The following is a 22,602-nucleotide window of genomic DNA, read 5'->3' as shown; positions in this document are numbered from 1 at the left end:
GTTTGCAGCAGAACTTAAGCATTCCTTAAAGATTGCGTTCTCATACACGTTCGCCCGCATATTGGGGTACAACTCAACGTGAACAATGATGGCCCGCCACATGTTTGGCGGGCCTTTGGTTATTAGACGAAAGGATCGCAGTCATGAGCGAGAACGATTCCCAGCGTCCCCAGGATGCGGGCAACGCTGGCGAGACCCAGCAGCAGCCGCGCGTGCAGGTGGAGTCGACGCCTGCCGACGGCAACATTCCCTACGTGCAGGCCTACGACACACAGACCGGCCAGCCGCTGGGCGGTCAGCAGGTTGTAACCAAGCACACGGTGGTCAAGACCAAGACCAAAAAGCTACCGATCTTTATTACGGCGCTCGCCGGCTGCGCCTGCGGCGCCCTGCTGGTCATCGCGCTCATTATGAGTGGCACGCTCAACATTGGCGGCGGAAAGAATGTCGTGACGGCGGGTGCTTCGGGTTCATCGACGCAAAAGATTACGATCGACTCCGAGGACACCACGCTTGCCGAGGCCGTTTCTGCCAAGGCCCTGCCCTCCGTCGTTTCCATCACCGCCACTTCGAGCGGTAGCCAGAATGGCTCGCTTTCGCAGTCTGCCGACGAGTCGGATGGTTCGGGCAGTGTCGGTTCGGGCGTGGTGCTCGATACCGAGGGCCACATCCTCACCAACAACCATGTGGTCGATGGCTATGACCAGTACGTGGTTACCATGGACGACGGTACCACCTACGAGGCCGAGTTCGTGGGCAACGACGCCTCGAGCGACCTGGCCGTCATCAAGCTCAAGGATGCTGACGCCTCCAAGCTCACGCCGATCGAGATTGGTGATTCCTCCAAGCTCAACGTGGGCGAGTGGGTCATGGCGATCGGCTCGCCGTTCGGCAACGAGCAATCTGTCTCCACGGGCATTGTGTCGGCGCTGTATCGCTCCACGGCCATGAGTTCTACCAGCGGCAACACCATCTACGCCAACATGATCCAGACCGATGCCGCCATCAACCCGGGCAACTCCGGCGGCGCGCTCGTTAACGACAATGGCGAACTCGTGGGTATTAACTCTCTTATCGAGAGCTACTCGGGCTCCAGCTCGGGCGTGGGCTTTGCCATTCCGGTCAACTATGCCAAGAACATCGCCGACCAGATTATCGACGGCAAGACGCCGGTTCATCCGTACCTGGGCGCCACGCTTTCGAGCGTCAACGCGCTCAACGCCCGCACTAACAATCTCGGCACCGATAGCGGCGCGTATGTGGCAAGTGTCGTCGAGGACGGTCCTGCCGCCAAGGCTGGCATCCAAGAGGGCGATGTCATCACCAAGCTGGGTGACGATGAGATTACGAGTGCCGATGGCCTGATTATCGCGCTGCGCAGCCACGAGGTGGGCGAGAAGGTCGAGATCATGCTCGTGCGCGGCAAGGAAGAGAAAAAGGTCACGGTCGAGCTGGGTTCTGATGAGGAGCTGCAGAACCAGCAGCAGAACGACAGCGCGACCGACACCGGCAACGGCGGCATTACCGACGAGCAACTGCGCCAGTACCTGGAAGAACTGCTGGGCCAACAGGGTCAGGGGCAAGGCTACGGTCAGGGTTTCTAACGAGCTGTATCGCACATATCGAAGCCAGAGGGGCTGTTCCGCCAGCGCGGGACAGCCCCTCTTCTCTTATTGGTCCGTTGGGGACGGAGGAAAACGGATCATTTAGAAATGGCAAGGGCATGGTTCGGAAGGGCTTGGACAGTTAGTTCAGATTTGTATAAAACGGGTGCGGTCTGAGGCGTGTTTTGAGCGGTTTTGAAATGAAAGACGGGCCGAGATGGGTGTCTCGAAGACGGAAGCAAACCTAATTTGCCGTTCAGAACGATTGATTGGGGCGAAAAGCCGATATTTCAGCTCGATTCGGCGCGCGTAATTATACAAATCTGAACTAACTGTCCAACCCCGGTCCGGTCGCTGCCAATTCGGTGCGGTTTGAGACCGCTATTCGGCCCCATTGCGACCGGTGGTACTCTAGTATCCGTTTGAAATCGAGCGAAGGAGTGCCGCTATGGAGCAATCGAGCCTGTTTGGTGACGGCGTGGACATCGATACCGAAACGCCAGCGAGCACGGATACCGCCGCGCCGGCCGATGACCGTGCCCAGGCGGCAGCGCGTGCGGCTGAGTTGCGCCACGAGCTCGATTACCACGCCTACCGCTACTACATGCTCGATGCGCCCGAGATCACGGACGTCGCCTTCGACAAAATGCTCGTTGAACTGCAAGAAATCGAGGCTGCCTACCCCGACCTGGTGACGCCCGACAGCTATACCCAGCGCGTGGGCGGCTACGTGAGCGAGCAGTTTACACCGGTCACGCACATGGCACGCATGTATTCCATGGACGATGCCATGGATCTGGACGAGCTCGACGCATGGCTCCAGCGCACCGAGGATGCGCTCGGTGCCGGTAGCGTTACCTATACCTGCGAGCTCAAGATTGACGGCCTGGGCGTCGCGCTTACCTACCAAAACGGCACCTTCGTACGCGCGGCCACACGCGGCGATGGCACCACGGGCGAGGACGTATCGCTCAACGTGCGCACTATCAAGGATGTGCCCATGCACCTGTCCGAGCAGGCGCTCGCTCACATGGGCGCCGACCGCGAGCGTACCATCGAAGTGCGCGGCGAGGTGTACATGCCCAAGGGCAGCTTTGTTCGCCTGAATGAAGAGGCCGATGCCGAGGGCCGCGACCCCTTCGCCAACCCGCGCAACGCCGCTGCCGGATCCTTGCGTCAGAAGGATCCCAAGGTCACGGCGCGCCGCGACCTGGCCACCTTTATCTATGCCATCGCCGATACCGATCCGCTGCACGTCCACAGCCAGCGCGAGTTTCTGGACTGGTTGCGTAGCGCCGGCTTTAGCGTCAACCCTAACGTGGCTCGTTGTGCCACGCCGGCCGAGGTCCACGAGTTCTGTGCCCAGGCGCTCGAGCACCGCGGCGACCTGGATTACGACATCGACGGCGTGGTCGTAAAGGTTGACAGCTTCCAGCAGCAGCTCGACCTGGGCTTTACCGCTCGCGCACCACGCTGGGCCATTGCCTTTAAGTTTCCGCCCGAGGAAAAGCAGACCATCCTGCGCGAAATTCGCATCCAGGTGGGCCGCACCGGTGTGCTCACGCCGGTCGCCGAGTTCGACCCGGTGACGGTTGCCGGCTCCACCATCGCGCGCGCCACGCTGCACAATATCGACGAGATCCGCCGCAAAAACGTGCGCGAGGGCGATACCATCATCGTGCACAAGGCGGGTGACGTGATCCCGGAGATCGTGGGTCCGGTGCTCGACAAGCGTCCGGCCGATTCGGTCGACTGGCATATGCCCGAGGTCTGCCCCGTGTGCGGTAGCCCCGTGGTCCACGAGGATGGCGAGGTGGCTTACCGCTGCGTGTCCATCGACTGCCCCGCACAGCTCAAGGAGCGCCTGCTCCACTGGGTGAGCCGCGGTTGCATGGACGTCGATGGCCTAGGCGACGAGATCGTCGACAAGATGATCGCCGCCGGCCTGATTCACGACGTCGCAGACTTCTACCAGCTCACGGTCGACGACATCGCCGGCCTGGACACGGGGCGCACCTATGCCAGCTCCAACAGCAGAAAGGGCGTTAAGAAGGGCGACCCCATTCCGGTAGGCCTCAAGACGGCCGAGAAAATCATCGCCGAGCTCAACAAGTCCAAGAGTCAGCCGCTCGGTCGCGTGCTGTTTGCCCTGGGCATCCGTCACGTGGGCAAGAGCGTGGGCGAGGTCATCGCCGAGCGATTCCTGTCGATTGACAAGCTTATCTTGGCGAGCGAAGAGGATATTGCCGAGTGCGAGGGCATCGGCCCCAAGATTGCGGCGAGCGTCAAGCAGTTCCTGGCCGTGCCCGAGAACCTTGCCGTCCTGGAACGTCTGCGCCAGGCGGGCCTGTCGCTCGAGGTCGATTTGGGCGCCGCGCACGCGCAAGCCGCAGCCGACGCTGGCGTGGCAGGCGAGCTCGCCGACGCACAGCCGCTCGCGGGTCTGACCTTCGTGCTCACCGGCACGCTCGTCAACCGCACGCGCGACGAGGCGGGCGCGGCGCTCAAGGTGCTCGGCGCCAAGGTTTCGGGCAGCGTATCAAAGAAGACGAGCTATCTGGTTGCCGGTCCCAAAGCGGGTTCCAAGCTTACCAAGGCCGAGCAGCTGGGCGTACCCGTGCTGGACGAGGACGCACTCGAGCAGATCCTGGCTACCGGTGAGGTGCCCCAGGCTTAAGGCATCAATAGTCAAATTGAAGAACCGCCCGAAAGCGCGATGCCTTCCGGGCGGTTCTTACTTTGTTGGGGAAACCGGCATCGTGATCTGCGTCACGTAGGTCGCGGGGTCGTCGCTGATGATGTCGTCAATGAGAGCGATTTCGCATTGCCCCGCTACGCTGCTAACTTGTCAAAAGCCCCGCGCCGGTTGAGCACGGTAAACGCGACAACACAGATGACTGCCGACAAAATCGACCCGCACGGCGAGGCGATGCCCATGGGAAACAGCGTGTCGGAATAGGCGTTCGACAGCAGCCACGCGCCCGGCACGCGAATGAGTGCCACGGCCAGCACGTTGTGCGCAAAGCCGATGTAGCTCTTGCCGTATGCAGCGAAAAAGCCGCTAAAGCAAATGTGGATGCCGGCAAAAATCGCGTCGAAAATATAGCTGCGCATATAGCCGGTGCCGGCAGCGACTACTGCAGCGTCCTTGGCAAAAAAGCCAATAAACGCCGGCGCCACCAGCCACATCAGCACCGTGATCAGGCAGCCGTACACCACCGAGATGGTCATGGCGTCTTTGAGCACCTGACGCGCACGGTCGCCCTTGCCCGCGCCGGCGTTTTGCGCCGTGAGTGCGCTGACGGTGGCGCCCATGGAACTCGGTACAATGAACAAAAAGCTGATCATCTTTTCGACCAGGCCCACGGCGGCGGCGTCGACCAGGCCGCGATGGTTGGCGATGACGGTGATAAACATAAACGCCACCTGGATGCAGCCGTCCTGTACGGCCACGGGCACGCCGATCTTAAGGATGCCGCCGAGCACCTCGGGCTGGGGGCGCAGGTCGCTACGCTTAACGTGGATGTTCGTGCGGCGGCTCTTAAGCCACACGAGCGCGAGGGCAACGCTTGCCGTCTGGGCGGTTACCGTGCCGAGTGCCGCACCCACGGGGCCGAGTCCCATGTGGCCGATAAACAGAAAATCGAGCGCGATGTTGATGATGCACGCCACGCCGATCACGTACATGGGCGAGCGCGAATCGCCCAGCCCGCGAAAGATGGCCGAGAGGATGTTGTATGCGGCGATAAACGGGATGCCGACAAAGCAGATGCGCAAGTAGGCGGCGGTTCCTTCGACTGCCTCGGCTGGCGTGCCAATAAGTGCCACGATCTGTGGGCACAGTGCGAGCAGGATGGCTGCCAGCACTACCGAGACACCCATAAACAGCGTGATAGTGTTGCCGATGACGGTCTCGGCGCGATCGAAGCGGCGCGAGCCCACGGCGTGGCCGACGATAACCGTCGTTCCCATGGCCAGACCCACGAGCGTCACGGTAATGATATAGAGCGTCTGCGCGCCATTGCCCACGGCGGTGATGCCGGCGGCACCGCTAAACTGCCCCATCATGTACAGGTCGGCCATGCCGTAGAGCATCTGCAAAAAGTACGAGAGCATATAGGGCAGGGCAAAGACCGCGATGGTCTTAAGGACATTGCCGCGTGTGAGGTCGTGTTCCATAAGTGGGGCTTTCTGGCTGGGTCTGTTTACGTACCAGTGTAGTGAAAACCCTACAACGATTATAGAGTCAAGGTTTGTGTGTTGAGGAAGGGCTTGGAAAGCCGGTCTTGTCCGAAGCGACCTGTCCTGTCGTACGGGTGTCGGCACGATTCTCTCGTGGGGTATTATGTTTTCCTAAGAATAAAACGCCGCGTGAGGGGAGGGCTGCGTGGACGGGCGCGTGCAGCATGACGGTTTTGGCCGCGATATCAACTACCTGCGCATCGCCGTTACCGACAAGTGCAATTTCCGCTGCATCTATTGCATGCCGGCCGATGGCGTGGCGCCCCGTGCACACGACGAGTTACTCAGCGCCGAGGAAATCGCCCGCTTTGTGCGCTTGGTGGCGGGGGAGGGCATTCGCCGCGTGCGCCTGACGGGCGGCGAGCCGCTGGTCAGCCGCCGTATTATTCCGCTTATTCGCGACATCCGCGCGATCCCTCAGATCGAGGACATCTCGCTCACCACCAACGGCGCCCTGCTGCCCAAGCTGGCGCCGCAGCTCAAAGATGCCGGGCTTAACCGCGTCAACATCTCGCTCGACACGCTCGACCCTACGCTCTTTGGAAAGATCACGCGCCTGGGTCGGCTCGAGCAGACCATGGCCGGCATCGACGCGGCGCTGGCTTGGGGCTTTGAGCCCGTTAAGGTCAACTGCGTTGTTGTGCGCCGGCTCAACCAGGATGTGGCGGCCCTCGCGCGGCTCACGCTCGACCGTCCCATCCACCTGCGCTTTATCGAATATATGCCCATCGGCGACGAGCACACGAGCTCGCATTGCGCTGTGGACCCGCATGCGCCCGCGCTCAATCCCGAGCTGTGGGACGCGAGCGATACCGTGCCGAGTGACGAGCTGCGGGCGCGCATCAATGCCAGGGCCACCGCGAGGGGACTGGGCGAGCTCGAGCCGCTCGACATCAACGACGCTCCTACCGGCGCGGGCCCTGCGCGCTATTGGCGCTTTCCGGGCGCGGCGGGAACGGTTGGCTTTATTAGCGCCATGTCCAACCATTTTTGTGCGAATTGCAACCGTCTGCGCCTGACGGCCGATGGCAACGTGCGTCCGTGCCTGTTTAGCGATGCCGAGTATTCGGTGCGCGACGCCCTGCGCGGTGGTGATGATATGCAGGTACTTTCGATTTGGCGCGATGCCGTGGCCCACAAACCGCAGGAACACGCGATAATTGAGGGCACGCAACGATTTATGTCCCAAATCGGAGGATGATCATATGGCCAAGAGCAGGTACGCCGACGCCACCAAGGCCGCTCGCAGGGCCGCGATGTCTGCCCACAAAGTCACGGCCGCGGCGAATGCCGGCAACGCCGGCGCGTCCGCGCAGCCGACTTCCAGCGCGGCCACCGAACCCGCCCGTGACGCACGTCGCAACGAGCTGACGCACGTGGACGCCAAGGGCGAGGTGCGCATGGTCGATGTGTCCGACAAGGCCGAGACCCATCGCATCGCCATCGCCGAGGGCACCATCCTCATGCATCCCGAGACACAGGCCATGGTGCTGCAGGACCGCGCCAAAAAGGGCGACGTGCTTGCCTGCGCGCGCGTGGCGGGCATCATGGCCATCAAACGCACGAGCGACATCATTCCCATGTGCCATCCGTTGCTCATTACCAAGAGCAAGTGCGACATTGCGCCCATCGCTCCGGCGGGGACGCCGGCCGAGGACGTGCCCGAGGGCTGGGCACCGGCGCGCGCGGACGGGCAGGTTGGCTTTCACGTACTGGTTACGGCCGGCGTGACGGGCAAGACGGGTATCGAGATGGAGGCCCTGACCGGCGCGAGTGCCGCGTGCCTAACGATCTATGACATGTGCAAGGCGGTTGATCGCGGTATGGAGATCGTCGACGTGCGCCTGCTGCACAAGGAGGGCGGCCGCTCGGGCGTGTGGGACCGCGCAGAGCGTCAGGCCGCTGCTGTCGAGGCCGTGGCCACTGACGGTGCCGCACCCGCGAGCTCACCCGTCGCCGTCGCGCCCGCAGCTCCGACACCGGCCGTCCCCGCGATCGCGTTTATCGGCTACCAAAACTCGGGCAAGACCACGCTCGTCGAGAAGGTCATTGCCGAGCTCACCCGCCGCGGCCTGCGCGTGGGCTCACTCAAGCATCACGGGCATCACGGCTTTGATATCGACGTGCCCGCTAAGGACACCTGGCGCCATCACCAGGCCGGATCCAAGCACGTGGGCCTCATCTGCGCCACGCGCTGGGCGGAGTACGCCGACACGCGCGAGGGGGACGAGATGCCCGCGCGCGAGCTGCTGTCGCGCTACAACGATGTCGATGTGGTGATCATCGAGGGCTACAAGACCGAGGGCTTCGACAACATCGTGGTCGCGCGCTCCGGTGTCGACCGTCTGCGCGGCAAGAGCTCGCTCGACCTGGTCGACGGTCACACGCTGGCCCTTGCCTGCAATGAGGCCCTGGCGCGTCAGGCCTTCGACGCAGGCTTTGCGACCCGAGCCATCAACATCAACGACGCCCGAGCCATCTGCGACCTTATCCAAGACCACCTTTAAGGCTTGGCGCTGAACCTGCCAAAAAGGGACAGGTTTATTTTGGCAGGTTTTATCTGGGCAAACGTCATTTCCAGCACAGAGGGACCAGGCATCTTTGTGGTGGTTTTTGCTTTGGTAGATTTTTGTGACATGCCTTACAATCTACCAAGTAGTTCATGACGGGCGAAAAACGGAGAGAAGGGTCCTGATGCGTCCTCAATGTTTCATGCGGATAGATTGATTTGACAGACGGTGGCGAATGCCCACCGTCCTCATTCGTATGAAACAAGGAGTCTTCATGCTCGCCTCTCTTTTCCCAAAGCCTCAATCATCGCTGTCCGTGCAGGCCAAGCGCCTGGCGGCGATGCGCTTTCTCATCTACACCGGCTTTCAGACCAGCTACTTCATCGGCGTCATCGGAACGCTCACCTATGCAGACGATGCCTCGGTCGTGGCGATATCGCTGGCCGTCCTGTTTATGAACGTCTTTGTGATCCTGGGATCCTTTGCGGGTGGAGCGGCGCTTGACGCTTGGGGTCCGTGCCGGCATTTCCGGGCGAGTATCTTCGGCACGTTGGCAACCGGCGCGGCGATTATCGCCTTTGGCAGCGCGACCGGAACAGTCCTTGCCGGCGCGGTGCTCCTGGGCTTTGTGATAGGATTCGCCCAGCCCGTCGCCACGTCCTATCCGGCGTATCTCACCGACGACCCCTTCGAGCTCAAAGACATCAACTCCGCCATCGCCATGCTCTCCAACGTGAGCATTATCGTCGGCCCCACACTGGGCGGCTTTGTCGCGGCGGCTGCATCGTCACACGCGGTGTTTTTGCTCATGATGATCTTTACCGTACTGGCGCTCGTCGTCGGTTGGGGCTTTAGGCCGCAAACAGGTCGCGTCGCCGCGCGCGAAAGTGCTCCCGCGGATAGCAGCACAACGGCAAGTACTGCCATTCAAAGCTCCGACTCCAATAAATCCACCCGCGTCACCTTCGTGACCAGCATCAAGACAGTCTTTACCAACAGCGTCCTCGCCCTGCTGTTCTGCATTATTTTCCTTTCGAACTTTGGCTATGGCGCCTTCGATCCGCTGGAGTCATTCTTCTACCGTGATGTTCTGCACGTCGGTGTCGAGTGGATGGGCTGGCTCTCGTCCGCCTGCGGCGTGGGCGCGGTGCTGGGCGCCGTGGTCGCGCTCCGCTTGCCGCCGCACCTGGTCAACCTTAAGACGCTGCTTGTGGCGCTTCTGTCCGTGGGCCTGGGAAGTTTGCTCTATGTGGGGACACCGTACGTGGGCGTAGCCCTTGTCGGCCAGATTGCCCTGGGCGTGGCCTGGGGCGTCGTCAACCCGCTCCACAACACGATCGTGCAAACGACGGCCCCGCTCGAACAGCTCGGTCGCGTCAACTCGGTCATGGGCTTTGGCAACATGTTCGCCGGCGTGGCGCCGCTGGCGATTGCCCCGTGGCTGGCGGCGACGTTTGGCGTGCAGCAGACGCTCATCGGGGCGGGTATGGTCGTGACGGCGGTTCCCGCGGCACTGCTGCTGTTTGGACGCTGGCATTTGGATTGTGCCGCAAAGCAGTAAAAACCATCACAACATTCGATGAAAATCGCGATTTTGCCGAATAACGTCGAATGTTGTGATGGTTTGCGCCCCGGGTCATGCCATCCTGCGGGTCCGGCCACCACAAAGGGGGCAGGCACCTTTGTGGCGGTTTTCGCTATGGACGGTGCGGTTTCGCTGCAGAACCGCCGGCCCGCCGCCTGCCAACCGCCACCCTCGTTACGTTTTCGCTGCATTTGGGTAAAGCGCCTGCTCCAAGCCGGCGTTGCCTTGTATACTAGAGCGGTTTAACTGTTATGCGGAAGGGAGCGCCTATGGCACTCAGCGAGAAAGACGTGCGCGGTATCGCCGAGTACGCAAAGATCGCACTGACCGATGACGAGCTCGCCCAGATGACGTCCTACATGAACGATGCCGTCCAGATGCTCGAGCCCGTCTTGCAATATGACTTGCCCGACGTGGAGCCCACGTTCCATCCCATCGGAAGCCTGTCCAACGTGATGGGCGATGACCTGCGCGAGCCCGAGCGCGACCTGCCGCTCGACGTCGCGCTCGAAAACGCCGGCAGCGCGCGCGACCGCTACTTCCGCGTGCCGTCCATTTTGGGAGAGGGGGAGAGCGAGTAATGGCGCAGAGCTTCGATTCCCTTACCGCTGTCCAGATTGCCGCGGGCGTTGCCGCTGGCGACTTTACCGCTACCGAGGTGGCCCAGGCCTCCCTTGCCGCCATCGAGGCGCGCGAGGGCGGGGTCCAGGCATTCCTGCAGGTGGCGCCCGAGCTTGCGCTCGAGGCCGCCGCGCGCGTGGATGCCGATCGTGCCGCAGGCAAGCCGCTGCCCCCGCTTGCGGGCGTGCCGCTGGCCATCAAGGACAACATGAACCTTGTGGGCACGCGCACCACCTGCGCTTCCCGCATGCTCGAGAACTACCAGAGCGTCTACACCGCCACCTGCGTCCAGCGCATGCTCGATGCCGGCTGCCTGCCCATGGGCAAGGCCAACATGGACGAGTTTGCCTTTGGCAGCTCCACCGAGAGCTCGGCGTTCCACCGCACCAACAACCCCTGGGATACCGAGCGCGTGCCCGGCGGCTCCTCGGGCGGCTCCGCTGCCGCCGTCGCTGCGGGCGAGGTCGCGCTCTCGCTGGGCTCGGACACCGGCGGCTCCATTCGCCAGCCGGCGTCGCTGTGCGGCGTGGTGGGCTTTAAGCCCACATATGGCGCCGTGAGCCGTTACGGCGTGGTCGCCTTTGGCTCGTCGCTCGACCAGGTGGGCCCCTTCGGCCGCACGGTCGAGGATGTCGCGCTGGCCATGAACGCGCTTACCGGCGCGGGCCACGATCCGTACGACTGCACCAGCCAGGATTGCGCCGTCGATTTTACCGAGCATCTCAACGACAGCATCGAGGGTAAGCGCGTGGGTATCATCCCCGCGTTTATGGAGGCCGAGGGCCTGACGCCCGAGGTCAAGGCCGCTGTTCAGCGCGCCGCCCAGGAGCTGCAGAACCAGGGCGCCGAGCTGGTCGAGGTCGACCTGCCGCACCTGGATGCCGCCATCGCCGCCTACTACGTCATCGGCCCGGCCGAGGCGTTCTCCAACCTGGCCCGCTTCGACGGTATTCGCTACGGCTATCAGGAGGAGGGCTGCGCCAACCTGTCCGACCAGAGCTCGCTGTCGCGCGCCCACGGCTTTGGCGCCGAGGCCAAGCGCCGTCAGATGCTCGGCGCCTACCTGCTGAGCTCGGGCGTGTACGACAAGTACTACTACGCTGCGCAAAAGGCCCGCACGCTCATCACGCAGGACTACGACACCGCGTATGCCAAGGTGGACACCATCCTCATGCCCGCCTCGCCGCGCACGGCCTTTAAGTTTGGCGAGATCAGCGACCCCACGCAGATGTACCTCTCCGACCTGTACACCATCTCGCTCAACATTTGCGGCAACGGTGGTATCTCGGTGCCGCTGGGCTTGGGCGAGGATACTCAGCTGCCCGTTTCTGCCCAGCTGGTGGGTCCGGCGTTTAAGGACCGTCAGCTGCTCACGTTTGCCCGCGCCCTGGAGCGCGGCTTTGCCGATGCCGCCACGGGTGCGCCCGCGCTTTCCGTCGCACCCGATTTTGCCGGGAAGGGAGGCGAGCTGTAATGAAGGAGCTTTCCGAGGTCCTGCAGGATTGGGAGGCCGTGATCGGCCTGGAGATTCATACCGAGCTCACCGCACTCGATACCAAGATGTTCTGCAACTGCAAGCTCAGCCACGATGACGAGCCCAACGCCAACGTGTGTCCGGTGTGCTTGGGCCTGCCCGGCGCCCTGCCGGTGCCCAACAAGCGCGCCATCGAGAGCATCGTTAAGGCCGGCCTCGCCACCAACTGCGAGATCCAGCGCCACTCGATGTTCTACCGCAAGCACTACTTCTATCCCGATATGGCCAAGAACTTCCAGACCACGCAGGGTCCAGTCGCCTTTGCCATGTACGGTCACCTGGACCTGGACGTGACTGGTCGCGGCGCGGCAGAGCGCCCCGATTGCGCGTTTGGCGAGGCCGAGGCCCAGAGCCTGGCGAGCGCCTCGGCCAACGCCGAGGGCCTGTCCACGTCCATGACGTCGACCATGCGCGAGGGCAACCAGCGCGCCGGCCATCTGGCCAGCTATGACGCGTCCAACCTGCAGATGCCCGAGCGTCGCGAGGACGGTTCCTACACGGTGCCCATCCGCATCCTGCGCATCCACATGGAGGAGGACGCTGCCAAGATGGTGCACGTGGGCGGTGCCGAGGGCCGCATTACCGCCGCTGCCGAGTCGCTCGTCGACTACAACCGCTGCGGCACGCCTTTGATTGAGCTCGTCACCGAGCCCGACTTGCGTACGCCTGAGGAGGCTCGCCTGTTTATGGAAAAGCTCCGTCGCATCTTTGTGACGCTGGGCATTTCGGACTGCTCCATGGAGAAGGGCTCCATGCGCTGCGACGGCAATGTGTCGCTGCGCCGCCGCGGCGAGACCAAGCTGGGCACCAAAACCGAGCTCAAGAACCTCAACTCGTTTAAGAGCCTGCACGACGGCCTTGCCTACGAGATTTGCCGCCAGGCCGAGGTGCTCGAGGAGGGCGGCATTATCTATCAGGAGACCCGCCACTGGGAGCCCAGCCGCAAGCGCACCGTGGTCATGCGTGTGAAGGAGACGGCCGACGACTATCGTCTGTTCCCCGACCCCGACTTGGCGCCGTTCGATCTGGACGACGAGTTCATCGATCGCTGCCGAGGTGAGATTCCCGAGCTGCCCGATGCCAAGCGCGCCCGTTTTGAGGCCGATTTTGGCATTAAGGCGGCCGATGCCGAGCAAATCGCCGGTGACCCGGAGTTTGCCGAGTTCTTTGAGGCCTCCGCTGCCGGTATGGCTGGCAAGGAGGCCCAGACGGTTGCAAACTTGCTGGTGAACGAGATGATCGCCTACCTTAAGGGCGCGGGCGTGTCGCTCGCCGAGTCCGGCATCGCGCCGGCTCAGGTGGCAGCGCTTGCCAAGCTGCTGGCGACCGATGCCATCAGCTCCAACCAGGCTCACGAGGTCTTTGAGGCCATGGCCCAGACCGGCGACGACCCCAACAAGATCGTCGACGAGCGCGGTATGCGTCAGGTGAGCGATGCCGGCGCGCTGCAGCCGATTGTGGACGAGGTACTGGCAAACTGTGCCGAGCAGGCACAGCAGTATCGTGACGGCAACCAGAAGGTCATCGGCTTTTTGGTGGGCCAGTGCATGAAGGCGAGCCGCGGCAAGGGCAACCCGAAGCTCTTCAACGAGTTGCTGAGAACGTCGCTCTCGTAAACGGGAACCGAGGGGCCGGGCGCAGGGCCTTGCCTCTCAATTTCGGACAGTCCTGACTCACGACGGAGGCGCCACTGGCGCCTCCTGTTCGTGCGGAACTCATTGAGAGGCAAGGCCCTGCGCCCGGCCCCTCGGTTCCGTGGCGACTCAGCCGTTCTGGTCAGTCGGGCTGAATGGAATTTGGTGAATGAGGGTGCCGTTGGCACCCTCATTTTTTTGTGGATGTGGCGCAGGGACGGTCCCTTGGTCACATTTTTGGGCTGTGGAAAGCGAAGCTTAATACTTTTCCCGAGAAGTGAACGACCTTATTTGGACCTCTGAAGCATCGACACTATTTGGACGCTGTTTCCTGCGGTTTTGCCGAGTTTTCCCTGCGGTTTTGTTACTAAAAAATGCGGATGCTTCAGGGGTCCGATTTTGCTCGTTCACTTCTCGGGAAAAGTATTAGACCTCGATTTGCTGGGACGGGGGAGAGTCTTTCTTGGATGCCGGAGATGTACGTTGCGGCAGACCGATTGTCGAAAGTCGGCCGGTCTGCACCCTAAGATTTCCAGAAAGTTAACCATTTTTGACCTTAATAGTTAGATAAATTAAATTATTTTCCAAAAGTGTGCTTTAGTAAACTTATTCACTCGGGTGCTGAGGCACCGTGCCGTGTCCAATGCGGCAAAAGGGAGAAGCAACATGAAGAAGCCGACGTTTAACACCCTGCTTGTCGGTGGCGGTTTTCTGCTTGGTACGGCTGGCATCAAGCTGCTCGCCAGCGCTCCGGTAAAGAATGCCTGCGTGCAGGGCATTGCGTGCGGCATGCTGCCGTCGAGTACATCGTGGCGCACGGCATCACTTCGTTAATCGAAGGGCGTCGCGCCATCATCGGTTCCGAGCACTTTGACCGATACGGATCTTGCAGCGATCGTGCGCCTGCGCCGTATGAGCCAGGGCCTCGTTGATCGTCTGACGAGCTCCTACTCTAAGGTGATGCTTACCAACTCGGCGCTCTTGGCACTGGGCAGTACCGGCGCGATTGCCTCGCAGGCATCGTCGCTGCTGCACAACGGCTCGACGATCGCCTACAGCCTGAGCAACGCGAAGGCTTACCTGCGTTAGCAGACGTGTTTGCCCACGTTATCTGGCCTGCGCCCAGACGGCATCGGTGTCGTCCGGGCGCAGGCCTTGTGCATCTGACCCCAATTGATAGCGTCTCTATATAGTGTTGCTATCGAGGATAGCAATTGAAGGGAGCGAGAGCGCCGTGGGTGCTGCTAGCGGCATGGCGCAGGTGAACGTTTGCGTGGATCGCCAGGTCAAGAACCGTGCCGAGGAGGCGCTGCGGCTTTCGGGCGGGTCACTGCCCGAGCTCATCAAAAAGGTGGTGGCCAAGGTTGCGCAGGGTGGCGGTTCGTGCGAAGAGGTGTTGTCGGCCGTTGAAGACCAACTGCCTAGTGCTGGTGCCACCTCGCCGTTTGTCGCATCATGGGCGGCGGCGGATCAGCTTTACGCGGACCTGGGCATCGATACATCATCTGCGTCTGATGACCGCAGCTGGGACACAGTCTATCCCGAAGCCATGGATGAGCATTATCGCCAAAAGGGGATGATCCTGTGAGTGGAGGCCCCCTTAAGATCAGGGTGGACGCCAACGTATGGGTCGATTCGTTTTGCGCCGAGCATACCGAGTCGCTTGCCGCGCGTGCGTTTATTGGGCAGGCGACGGAGGCGGGGGCATTGCTGTTCTTTCCGGTGCATATCGCCAAGGACGTGCTGCACGTTGTCCAACACGAGCTGAAGCGTAGCGTTCTTGCCGGCGGGGGAGCGCTCGACGAGGCATCTGTCCGTGCAATTGGCGATGCGGCGTTGGCGTTTGTTCGGAACATGACCGAAAACGCCATGGCCGTGGGCGCTGATGCATCCGATCTGTGGCTAGCCGACAAATATCTGACGCTCCATCGCGATTACGAGGACAACTTGGTGCTCGCCGCGTGCAAGCGCGCGCAGATCGATTACTTGGTGACCAACAATCGCAAGCTGCTCGAACATGCCGATCTTGCAGCAAAGACCCCGCGCCAAATGATGCCGATTCTAGCTTTGGCCGAACGTGGTGGCGCGGCTATCGGTTAGCGCGAACTGTTTGCGTGGCCTTCGGAACGTCGGCGCTCAGAAGGCCACGCATCCTTTAATTACAAAAGCGCTGCCTTGATGACGGGAGCTTCGACGAGCTTCTCGGCGGCCTTTTCGTCGGAATCGTTTAGTGCTGCTAGACTGCGGTAGACCCACTCGTTGACCTGGGTGTTCTTGACGCCTGCGGTCTGCATAAGGGCGCCTACCTCGCGGATTGCTGCGAGCAGATCGGCTTTGGGACCTGCGAGCTCGACCTCGATGCCGTGGTAGGCGGCCACGCCGCGGTTCTCGCTCACGTGGTCGATAAAGCCCGCGACGGTCTCAAACTGCTGGGCGAGAGCTGCATCATCGTCAGCGTCCAGCGCAACAAGGGCGTTCGATACCGTGAGGGCGGGATGTCCACAGGGGACAAAGCCTTCGATGACATCCATGGCTTCGGTAATGGTTGAGCCCAGGCCTGCGAGGGCATTGACGAGTTGCTGCTTGGTATCCATAACGGTCCTTTCGACGGGTCAATTTTGCTTGGGGAAAATATACGTGACGCGTTCAGTGGCAAAAATGCGAAGTATGGTGCACATTAGGGTCTTCACAGCTCGTGCATAGAGCAGCTGTCTGCCTTTAGAACGTGGTAAGATAGCTATCCACGAGCGGGGTTTATCCCGCGTGTTCCTTGAAAAGTCGACGGTTATCGGGTGTTTGCAGGCCCGATACCATCCAGACTTTCCCAACATTCGGGGGCGACTGGTTTCGACACGATAGCTCTGAGAGAGGAAGCAAGCCGAGGTCTCCTCGCCTCGTTAAACAGGGGTACCGTCAAATTGAATTGACAACAACTCTTCTTTTGAGCCTATGGCTCTCGCTGCTTAGTTTATAGCGGCGCGTCAACCCGGTGATTTCCCCGACACCGGCGCGACGTCATGTTAGGGGAATGCTCCCGCGCACGTAATCGGTATGGCGCGGGCTAAGACCGAACCGGTTGGGATGCCGCGAGCGTGTCGCTGCGCGCAAAGCGTCCGAGACTAAACCAGCGACTGAGCTTGGAGATGCCAATCAGGGGGCTTTCGTGGACCGGAGTTCGATTCTCCGCGCCTCCACCAATAGCTACAGGCAGGTAGGTAAACGCACCTACCTGCTTTTTTATTACTTATAGATACCGCGGAGAATCGAACTCTATGCAGGGCGCGGGCGTAAAGAAAACGCGTAAGCGTTTTTAGCCCGCGGGCGAGGACGCCGGCAGGCGGCCGAAGCCGGTGCGGATTTGCGAAGCAAATACGCGGATTCTCCGCGCAAAGCCTCTACAAGGTGGAGTAGTCAATTTGGGACGGGGCTTTTTTAGCTACCCCTATAAGCCAGTCGATATTAGTTCCGGTCCCCAATAATTCGTCGACAGTCAAAGGGCAGCTAAAATAGCCCCGTCCCAAATTGACTGCTCACGTTGACGCCTCAAGCGGAAGTTGCATCCCAGAATCTACGCTCAGAATGGGATGCATTTTCCGGATGGGTTGTTGGCGGAAAGTCCATCCCGGAATCGCCCCCCAGAACGGGACGTGCTTTCCGCCAGCCGCCCCGTCCTGCTCAACTCCAAAACCCATGCGCTCGCCATCTCAAAACTGGGTAGAAGAAGGCCAAAACGAAACAGTAGGAGGTCAACATGACGGCAGAAGATAAGGCAAAGAACGCCGGCAAGGTCGCGCTCGTCTTGGAGGGCGGCAGTTTTCGCGGGCAGTTTACCGCGGGCGTGCTCGACGTCCTCATGGAGGCTGGCGTCGAGATTCCGGCTGTCTACGGTGTATCGGCCGGCGCTCTCAACGGCGTGAACTACAAGTCGCACCAGATCGGCCGTGCCAACCGCATCAACCTGGCTTTCTGCAACGACAACCGCTTCATGGGTGCCGCATCGTTTGCGTCCACGGGCTCCATCGTGGGTTACGACTTCATCTTCAACGATGTCCAGGACCGCTTGGATCCCTTTGATAACGAGGCATTCGACGCGAGCCCCATCGAGATGTACGCCGTCGCGACGGACATGCTCTTTGGAACCGCTGCATACCTGCCGGTCAAAAGCGCCGTGCTCGACCTCGATGCCGTGCGCGCCTCGACGTCGCTGCCGCTGGTGACGCCGCCGGTCGAGATCGACGGGCACAAATACGTCGACGGCGGCGTAGCCGATTCGGTCCCCATCGAGCACGTGCTGGAGGAGGCCGGCTTCGATCGCGCGGTTGTCATTGTCACGCAGGACCGCTCGTACGAGAAAAAGCCCTACGAGTTTATGCCTGCCGCACGCGCCCGCTATGCCGACTACCCCTACCTGCTCGAGGCTATCGAGACGCGCCACGACCGCTATAACATCCAGCGCATGCATCTGTGGAAGTATGAGCGCGAGGGCCGCGCGCTGGTCGTTGCCCCGCAAAAGCCTGTCGAGGTCGGTCACGTCGAGCACGATCCGGCAAAGCTTCTCGACCTGTATATTCAGGGTCGTCAGGAGGCAAAGCGTCTGCTGAGTGATATCGAGGCATTTGTCGAGCGCTAGCGTCGCGACATCATTACCGATGGACGACATGTGCAGAAAGTCTGGTCAGAGCCAAAATACCTGTTGACTCGGGCGACGGGCGGGGTAATATGGACGGGTTACTTGCAGAGCCCCGTGAATCTCTGTAACAACACGTACTGTACATGGAGGAGTCTAAGTGATTTCGAAATCGACTCACTACGCCAAGCAGGGCGAGGTCCAGCGCAACTGGGTTCTCGTCGACGCCGATGGTGCTGTCCTGGGCCGTCTTGCCACCCAGATCGCAATGATCCTGCGCGGTAAGAACAAGCCCCAGTTCACGCCCAACAGCGACTGCGGCGACTTCGTTGTCGTCATCAACGCCGATAAGGTCCAGCTTACCGGTAACAAGGCCGACACGAAGACCTATTATCGCCACAGCGGCTACAACGGCGGCCTCAAGGCTGAGAGCTTCCACCAGGCTATGGAGAAGCACCCGGAGAAGGTCATCGAGCGCGCCGTTCGCGGCATGTTGCCCAAGACCACCCTCGGCCGTGCCCAGATGACCAAGCTTAAGGTCTACGCTGGTGCCGAGCATCCGCATGCTGCCCAGAACCCCACGAAGATTGAGCTGGAGGCTTAAAGATGGCTGAGAACACCGTTGTCTACCAGGGTACCGGCCGTCGTAAGAACGCCGTCGCCCGCGTCCGTCTCGTCCCCGGCACCGGCAAGGTGACCATCAACAAGCGTGACGCCGAGCAGTATTTCGGCCGTCATCAGCTCGTTGAGAACGCCCTTGCTCCCTTCAAGGTGACCGATACCGCCGGTCAGTTCGACGTTATCGCTCTGTGCGATGGCGGCGGCATCTCCGGTCAGTCCGGCGCTCTGCGCCTGGGCATCGCTCGCGCTCTTCTGAACGCTGGCGACTACCGTGCTGACCTCAAGAAGGCCGGTTTCCTTACGCGCGATGCTCGCGTGGTCGAGCGCAAGAAGTACGGCCTCAAGAAGGCCCGCCGCGCTCCCCAGTTCTCCAAGCGCTAAGGTTTTATCTCCTTACGAGATACAATGTACAAGCGGGGCCTGCCGATTGCTCGGCGGGTCCCGCTTTTCTTTTTCGACTAGGGTGGGCGACTGCGTTTTGCCCACTTGGGAAGGAGCGATCCTATGCCCCAGAACATCTTTGGCACCGACGGCGTCCGTGGCGTCGCCAACGCCGACCTCTCGTGCGACCTCGCGTTTCGCCTTGGCCGTGCGGCGACCAAGTTCCTTGGTCCGGACATTTGCGTTGGCCGCGACACGCGTCTTTCGGGCACCATGCTCGAGAGCGCTCTGACCGCTGGCATTATGGCCGAGGGCGGTCGCCCGCACTGCTGCGGCGTTATCCCTACGCCGGCCGTGGCGCTGCTCACTGTCCAAAACGACCTCGACGGCGGCATCGTCATCTCCGCTTCGCACAATCCGCCGGAGTTTAACGGCATCAAGTTCTTTAGCCGCAAGGGCATGAAGCTTCCCGATGCCGTTGAAGAAGAGATCAGCGCCTGGGTCATGTCCGAGGAGGCCATGGCTGCCGACACGCTGCCGACCGGCGCCGGTGTGGGCCACATCATCAAGATGAAGGACGCTCGCAAGGCATACGTCGACCACGCTATCAGCACCCTCGACGGCCTTAAGCTCGACGGCCTGGTCGTTGCCGTTGACTGCGGTCACGGTGCTTCCTGCCAGACCACGCCTGCCGCGCTTCAGCGTCTGGGCGCTACGGTCCACGCCATCAATACCGACTACTGTGGCACCGACATCAATGTCGAGTGCGGCTCCACTCATCTTGAGCCCCTGCGCGAGCTCGTGCTGCGCACCCACGCCGACATCGGCCTGGCCCACGACGGTGACGCCGATCGCGTGCTGTTCGTGGACAGCGAGGGCAACGAGATCGATGGTGATTACATCCTGGCCATCTGCGGCTCTGACCTCGCCGCTCGCGGCAAGCTCGCCAACTCCGAGATCGTCTCGACCGTTATGTGCAACTTGGGCTTTTCCATCGCTATGAAGGAACAGGGCTTTGAGATGGTGCAGACCGCCGTGGGCGACCGCTACGTGCTGGAGCGCATGCTCGCGGACGGCGCCGTTATCGGCGGAGAGCAGTCCGGCCACATCATCTTCCTGGAGCACAACACCACCGGCGATGGCCTGGTGACGGCGCTGCAGCTGCTGGCCGTGCTCAAGCGCACTGGCCGCACCCTCACCGACCTTGCCGGCATCATGAAGAAATACCCGCAGGTGCTCGTCAACGTGCATTCCGACAACAAGGCCGGTCTGGACGATTGCCAGCCCATTTGGGACGCTGTCGCTGCCGCCGAGAAGGAGCTTAACGGTCGCGGCCGCATTCTGGTGCGCCCGAGCGGTACCGAGCCGCTGGTTCGCGTGATGGCCGAGGCCGAGACGCACGAGCTGACTCAGCGCGTCGTTGACGACATCGTCGAGGTTGTCAAGCGCGAACTTCCCTAATGGTCAAAAACCAATGCCAAGTGGTAAACTAGTAAGCTGGTTTTGATTATTGGTATGTCCAAGGGGGAGCATGTTCACTAAAGTCCTAAGGTCTTTTGGTATGCGTGGTCGAGTCCTTACGCTGGATGCTCCCATCTCGGGCGATGTCATTCCGCTTTCCGAGGTTAAAGACCAGACGTTTGCCACTGGCCTTTTGGGCCAAGGCGTTGCCATTCGGCCTACGGGCACGCGCGTGATTGCACCTGCGGATGCCAAGATCGAGGCGATTTTTCCAACGGGACACGCCGTTGCGCTCAACACGGTCGATGGCTTGGATGTTTTAATCCACGTTGGACTCGATACCGTTCAGCTCGAGGGCAAACACTTTACCGTGCATGCACAGGTGGGCGATATCGTCCATAAGGGCGATGTGCTTATCGAGTTTGAACGCGAGGCAATCGAGGCCGAGGGCTACGATGTGACGGTTCCCATTTTGGTGTGCAACTCTGTTGAGTTCTCGAGCATCAAGGGCTCCGTCGGCGAGCATGTCGAGGAGATGGATCAGCTCATCGTCGCTCGCGAGCGCTAACTCGTTCGCTTGCCCTTTGGCCTACAATTCAAACACGTTTACGGAGGGCGCCCTTGAAAGAGGGCGCCCTTCGTGGCAAGATGAAAAATGTCCGAGGCTAAAAGGCTTCGGGTCACCGTGGACGGGCAGGGGCCTCGACGCGGCTAGACACGAGATACATACATTACGCGACCTCGCCCTGGTGGCCGCACACGTTGGTTGCGGCCGACGCAGGCCGCGGGCAAGTGCTTGTAAGGGGAGCCTTGCCTCTCTTCTACGAGAAAGGATGCGTAATGAAGATCATTAAAGCTAAAGACTACGAGGATATGAGCCGCAAGGCCGCCAATATCATCTCGGCGCAGGTTATCCTTAAGCCCGATTGCGTGCTCGGTCTTGCCACCGGCTCCACTCCGATTGGCGCCTACAAGCAGCTCGCCGATTGGTACAAGAAGGGCGATATTGACTTCTCCGAGGTCAGCACCTATAACCTGGACGAGTATCGCGGCCTTTCGCACGATGATCCCCAGAGCTATCACTACTTCATGCGCGAGAACTTCTTCGATCACATCAACGTCGATCTGAATAACACGCACGTGCCCGATGGCTCCAACCCCGATGCCGCCGCTGCCTGCTCCGAGTACGATAAGATCGTCGCTGCCGCCGGTTACCCGGATCTGCAGCTGCTCGGCATTGGTAATAACGGTCATATTGGCTTCAACGAGCCCGATGACCACTTCTCCAAGGGTACGCACTGCGTCGACCTCACCGAGAGCACCATTCAGGCCAACAGCCGCCTGTTCGATAGCATCGACGACGTTCCCCGCCAGGCTTACACCATGGGTACCCAGACCATCATGTATGCCCGCATGATCCTGGTCGTCGCCAACGGCGAGGCCAAGGCTCAGGCTGTTCACGATATGTGCTATGGCCCGGTTACGCCCGAGTGCCCGGCTTCGATCCTGCAGCTGCACACCAACTGCGTCGTCGTTGCCGACGAGGCTGCCCTTTCGCTCTGCGAGTAGTACAATCCGAGCGATTTGTTATTACTTTGTTACAGGCTCCCGTTCTGCGGGGGCCTTTTTTATTATGCATATGCGGGATGGCGGCTAGCTTATAGGCTCATGGGCCCCTATGCTGCGTCCGTCCGCAATATCTGCCAGCGGAATCAGAATGAGCGCGGGCTTTATGGTGTGCATAACATTAGCTTGCCAAAAGCTTGACGGTGGTGCCTCGTA

General features: G+C 61.0%; 20 protein-coding genes and 1 other RNA gene. 19 read left to right on the top strand and 2 right to left on the bottom strand.

Annotated features, from left to right (window positions below; all coding sequences use genetic code 11):
- Window positions 1-143: 143 nt before the first annotated feature.
- A complete protein-coding gene (locus tag ACTQW0_RS07070; protein WP_441567531.1) occupies window positions 144-1,604 on the top strand; it encodes a S1C family serine protease in 1,461 nt (486 codons plus the stop codon).
- Window positions 1,605-2,052: 448 nt separating this feature from the next.
- Window positions 2,053-4,281, top strand: a complete 2,229-nt coding sequence (gene ligA, locus ACTQW0_RS07065) for an NAD-dependent DNA ligase LigA (protein ID WP_441567529.1) — start codon at window positions 2,053-2,055, stop codon at window positions 4,279-4,281.
- 155 nt (window positions 4,282-4,436) lie between these two features.
- Here ligA and ACTQW0_RS07060 read toward each other — a convergent pair whose 3' ends face one another.
- Window positions 4,437-5,783: an MATE family efflux transporter gene (locus ACTQW0_RS07060; protein WP_441567527.1), complete on the bottom strand. Its 1,347-nt coding sequence runs from the start codon at window positions 5,781-5,783 to the stop codon at window positions 4,437-4,439.
- Between the two features lie 208 nt (window positions 5,784-5,991).
- Between ACTQW0_RS07060 and moaA the strand changes: the two genes are divergently transcribed.
- From moaA to ACTQW0_RS07010, 10 genes are all read left to right on the top strand, one after another.
- Window positions 5,992-7,047: a GTP 3',8-cyclase MoaA gene (moaA, locus tag ACTQW0_RS07055; protein WP_441567525.1), complete on the top strand. Its 1,056-nt coding sequence runs from the start codon at window positions 5,992-5,994 to the stop codon at window positions 7,045-7,047.
- A 4-nt stretch (window positions 7,048-7,051) separates the two neighbouring features.
- A complete protein-coding gene (mobB, locus tag ACTQW0_RS07050) occupies window positions 7,052-8,353 on the top strand; it encodes a molybdopterin-guanine dinucleotide biosynthesis protein B (protein ID WP_441567523.1) in 1,302 nt (433 codons plus the stop codon).
- A 277-nt stretch (window positions 8,354-8,630) separates the two neighbouring features.
- On the top strand, window positions 8,631-9,917 hold the full coding sequence (locus ACTQW0_RS07045) for an MFS transporter (protein ID WP_441567521.1): 1,287 nt from the start codon (window positions 8,631-8,633) through the stop codon (window positions 9,915-9,917).
- 293 nt (window positions 9,918-10,210) lie between these two features.
- Window positions 10,211-10,522: an Asp-tRNA(Asn)/Glu-tRNA(Gln) amidotransferase subunit GatC gene (gene gatC, locus ACTQW0_RS07040; protein WP_035136890.1), complete on the top strand. Its 312-nt coding sequence runs from the start codon at window positions 10,211-10,213 to the stop codon at window positions 10,520-10,522.
- Window positions 10,522-12,036 carry an Asp-tRNA(Asn)/Glu-tRNA(Gln) amidotransferase subunit GatA gene (gene gatA / locus ACTQW0_RS07035; protein WP_441564775.1) on the top strand — a complete coding sequence of 505 codons (1,515 nt, stop codon included), beginning with the start codon at window positions 10,522-10,524 and terminating at the stop codon, window positions 12,034-12,036. The genes gatC and gatA overlap by 1 nt, the downstream gene beginning before the upstream one ends.
- Window positions 12,036-13,712 carry an Asp-tRNA(Asn)/Glu-tRNA(Gln) amidotransferase subunit GatB gene (gene gatB, locus ACTQW0_RS07030; protein ID WP_441042508.1) on the top strand — a complete coding sequence of 559 codons (1,677 nt, stop codon included), beginning with the start codon at window positions 12,036-12,038 and terminating at the stop codon, window positions 13,710-13,712. The genes gatA and gatB overlap by 1 nt, the downstream gene beginning before the upstream one ends.
- Before the next feature lie 684 nt (window positions 13,713-14,396).
- Window positions 14,397-14,564, top strand: a complete 168-nt coding sequence (locus ACTQW0_RS07025; RefSeq protein ID WP_441016404.1) for a hypothetical protein — start codon at window positions 14,397-14,399, stop codon at window positions 14,562-14,564.
- A gap of 36 nt (window positions 14,565-14,600) precedes the next feature.
- A complete protein-coding gene (locus ACTQW0_RS07020) occupies window positions 14,601-14,819 on the top strand; it encodes a hypothetical protein (RefSeq protein WP_441547419.1) in 219 nt (72 codons plus the stop codon).
- A 145-nt stretch (window positions 14,820-14,964) separates the two neighbouring features.
- The gene (locus ACTQW0_RS07015) at window positions 14,965-15,318 is read left to right on the top strand and encodes a hypothetical protein (protein ID WP_441547420.1); all 354 of its coding nucleotides are present in this window, start codon (window positions 14,965-14,967) and stop codon (window positions 15,316-15,318) included.
- Window positions 15,315-15,830 carry a type II toxin-antitoxin system VapC family toxin gene (locus ACTQW0_RS07010; protein ID WP_441567519.1) on the top strand — a complete coding sequence of 172 codons (516 nt, stop codon included), beginning with the start codon at window positions 15,315-15,317 and terminating at the stop codon, window positions 15,828-15,830. The genes ACTQW0_RS07015 and ACTQW0_RS07010 overlap by 4 nt, the downstream gene beginning before the upstream one ends.
- Before the next feature lie 59 nt (window positions 15,831-15,889).
- Here the strand turns inward: ACTQW0_RS07010 and ACTQW0_RS07005 are convergent, their stop codons facing one another.
- The gene (locus tag ACTQW0_RS07005) at window positions 15,890-16,324 is read right to left on the bottom strand and encodes a hypothetical protein (protein ID WP_427719414.1); all 435 of its coding nucleotides are present in this window, start codon (window positions 16,322-16,324) and stop codon (window positions 15,890-15,892) included.
- 239 nt (window positions 16,325-16,563) lie between these two features.
- Here ACTQW0_RS07005 and ssrA point away from each other — a divergent pair.
- The 7 genes from ssrA to nagB all read left to right on the top strand — a co-directional run bounded on the left by ssrA (window position 16,564) and on the right by nagB (window position 22,389).
- Window positions 16,564-16,927, top strand: a transfer-messenger RNA (tmRNA) gene (gene ssrA / locus ACTQW0_RS07000).
- 554 nt (window positions 16,928-17,481) lie between these two features.
- Window positions 17,482-18,360: a patatin-like phospholipase family protein gene (locus ACTQW0_RS06995; RefSeq protein WP_441567517.1), complete on the top strand. Its 879-nt coding sequence runs from the start codon at window positions 17,482-17,484 to the stop codon at window positions 18,358-18,360.
- A 157-nt stretch (window positions 18,361-18,517) separates the two neighbouring features.
- On the top strand, window positions 18,518-18,961 hold the full coding sequence (gene rplM / locus ACTQW0_RS06990) for a 50S ribosomal protein L13 (protein ID WP_370450665.1): 444 nt from the start codon (window positions 18,518-18,520) through the stop codon (window positions 18,959-18,961).
- A gap of 2 nt (window positions 18,962-18,963) precedes the next feature.
- A complete protein-coding gene (gene rpsI, locus ACTQW0_RS06985; RefSeq protein ID WP_022094634.1) occupies window positions 18,964-19,359 on the top strand; it encodes a 30S ribosomal protein S9 in 396 nt (131 codons plus the stop codon).
- Between the two features lie 123 nt (window positions 19,360-19,482).
- On the top strand, window positions 19,483-20,820 hold the full coding sequence (glmM, locus tag ACTQW0_RS06980; RefSeq protein WP_427794158.1) for a phosphoglucosamine mutase: 1,338 nt from the start codon (window positions 19,483-19,485) through the stop codon (window positions 20,818-20,820).
- Window positions 20,821-20,920: 100 nt separating this feature from the next.
- Window positions 20,921-21,388, top strand: coding sequence for a PTS sugar transporter subunit IIA (locus tag ACTQW0_RS06975; RefSeq protein WP_370450664.1), 468 nt, complete (start codon window positions 20,921-20,923; stop codon window positions 21,386-21,388).
- 272 nt (window positions 21,389-21,660) lie between these two features.
- The gene (gene nagB, locus ACTQW0_RS06970) at window positions 21,661-22,389 is read left to right on the top strand and encodes a glucosamine-6-phosphate deaminase (protein WP_427747557.1); all 729 of its coding nucleotides are present in this window, start codon (window positions 21,661-21,663) and stop codon (window positions 22,387-22,389) included.
- The last annotated feature ends 213 nt before the right edge of the window (window positions 22,390-22,602 follow it).

It is taken from the genome of Collinsella sp. LCP19S3_B7 (genome assembly GCF_052121795.1).
GTDB lineage: Bacteria > Actinomycetota > Coriobacteriia > Coriobacteriales > Coriobacteriaceae > Collinsella.
This window is presented reverse-complemented; position numbering and strand designations above follow the sequence as displayed.

Excerpts from the sequence above, each read along its gene's own strand:
- ACTQW0_RS07070 (WP_441567531.1), top strand. The coding sequence starts at position 144 with ATGAGCGAGAACGATTCCCAGCGTCCCCAGGATGCGGGCAACGCTGGC.
- ligA (WP_441567529.1), top strand. The coding sequence starts at position 2,053 with ATGGAGCAATCGAGCCTGTTTGGTGACGGCGTGGACATCGATACCGAA.
- ACTQW0_RS07060 (WP_441567527.1), bottom strand. The coding sequence starts at position 5,783 with ATGGAACACGACCTCACACGCGGCAATGTCCTTAAGACCATCGCGGTC.
- mobB (WP_441567523.1), top strand. The coding sequence starts at position 7,052 with ATGGCCAAGAGCAGGTACGCCGACGCCACCAAGGCCGCTCGCAGGGCC.
- ACTQW0_RS07045 (WP_441567521.1), top strand. The coding sequence starts at position 8,631 with ATGCTCGCCTCTCTTTTCCCAAAGCCTCAATCATCGCTGTCCGTGCAG.
- gatC (WP_035136890.1), top strand. The coding sequence starts at position 10,211 with ATGGCACTCAGCGAGAAAGACGTGCGCGGTATCGCCGAGTACGCAAAG.
- gatA (WP_441564775.1), top strand. The coding sequence starts at position 10,522 with ATGGCGCAGAGCTTCGATTCCCTTACCGCTGTCCAGATTGCCGCGGGC.
- gatB (WP_441042508.1), top strand. The coding sequence starts at position 12,036 with ATGAAGGAGCTTTCCGAGGTCCTGCAGGATTGGGAGGCCGTGATCGGC.
- ACTQW0_RS07025 (WP_441016404.1), top strand. The coding sequence starts at position 14,397 with ATGAAGAAGCCGACGTTTAACACCCTGCTTGTCGGTGGCGGTTTTCTG.
- ACTQW0_RS07005 (WP_427719414.1), bottom strand. The coding sequence starts at position 16,324 with ATGGATACCAAGCAGCAACTCGTCAATGCCCTCGCAGGCCTGGGCTCA.
- ACTQW0_RS06995 (WP_441567517.1), top strand. The coding sequence starts at position 17,482 with ATGACGGCAGAAGATAAGGCAAAGAACGCCGGCAAGGTCGCGCTCGTC.
- rpsI (WP_022094634.1), top strand. The coding sequence starts at position 18,964 with ATGGCTGAGAACACCGTTGTCTACCAGGGTACCGGCCGTCGTAAGAAC.
- glmM (WP_427794158.1), top strand. The coding sequence starts at position 19,483 with ATGCCCCAGAACATCTTTGGCACCGACGGCGTCCGTGGCGTCGCCAAC.
- ACTQW0_RS06975 (WP_370450664.1), top strand. The coding sequence starts at position 20,921 with ATGCGTGGTCGAGTCCTTACGCTGGATGCTCCCATCTCGGGCGATGTC.
- nagB (WP_427747557.1), top strand. The coding sequence starts at position 21,661 with ATGAAGATCATTAAAGCTAAAGACTACGAGGATATGAGCCGCAAGGCC.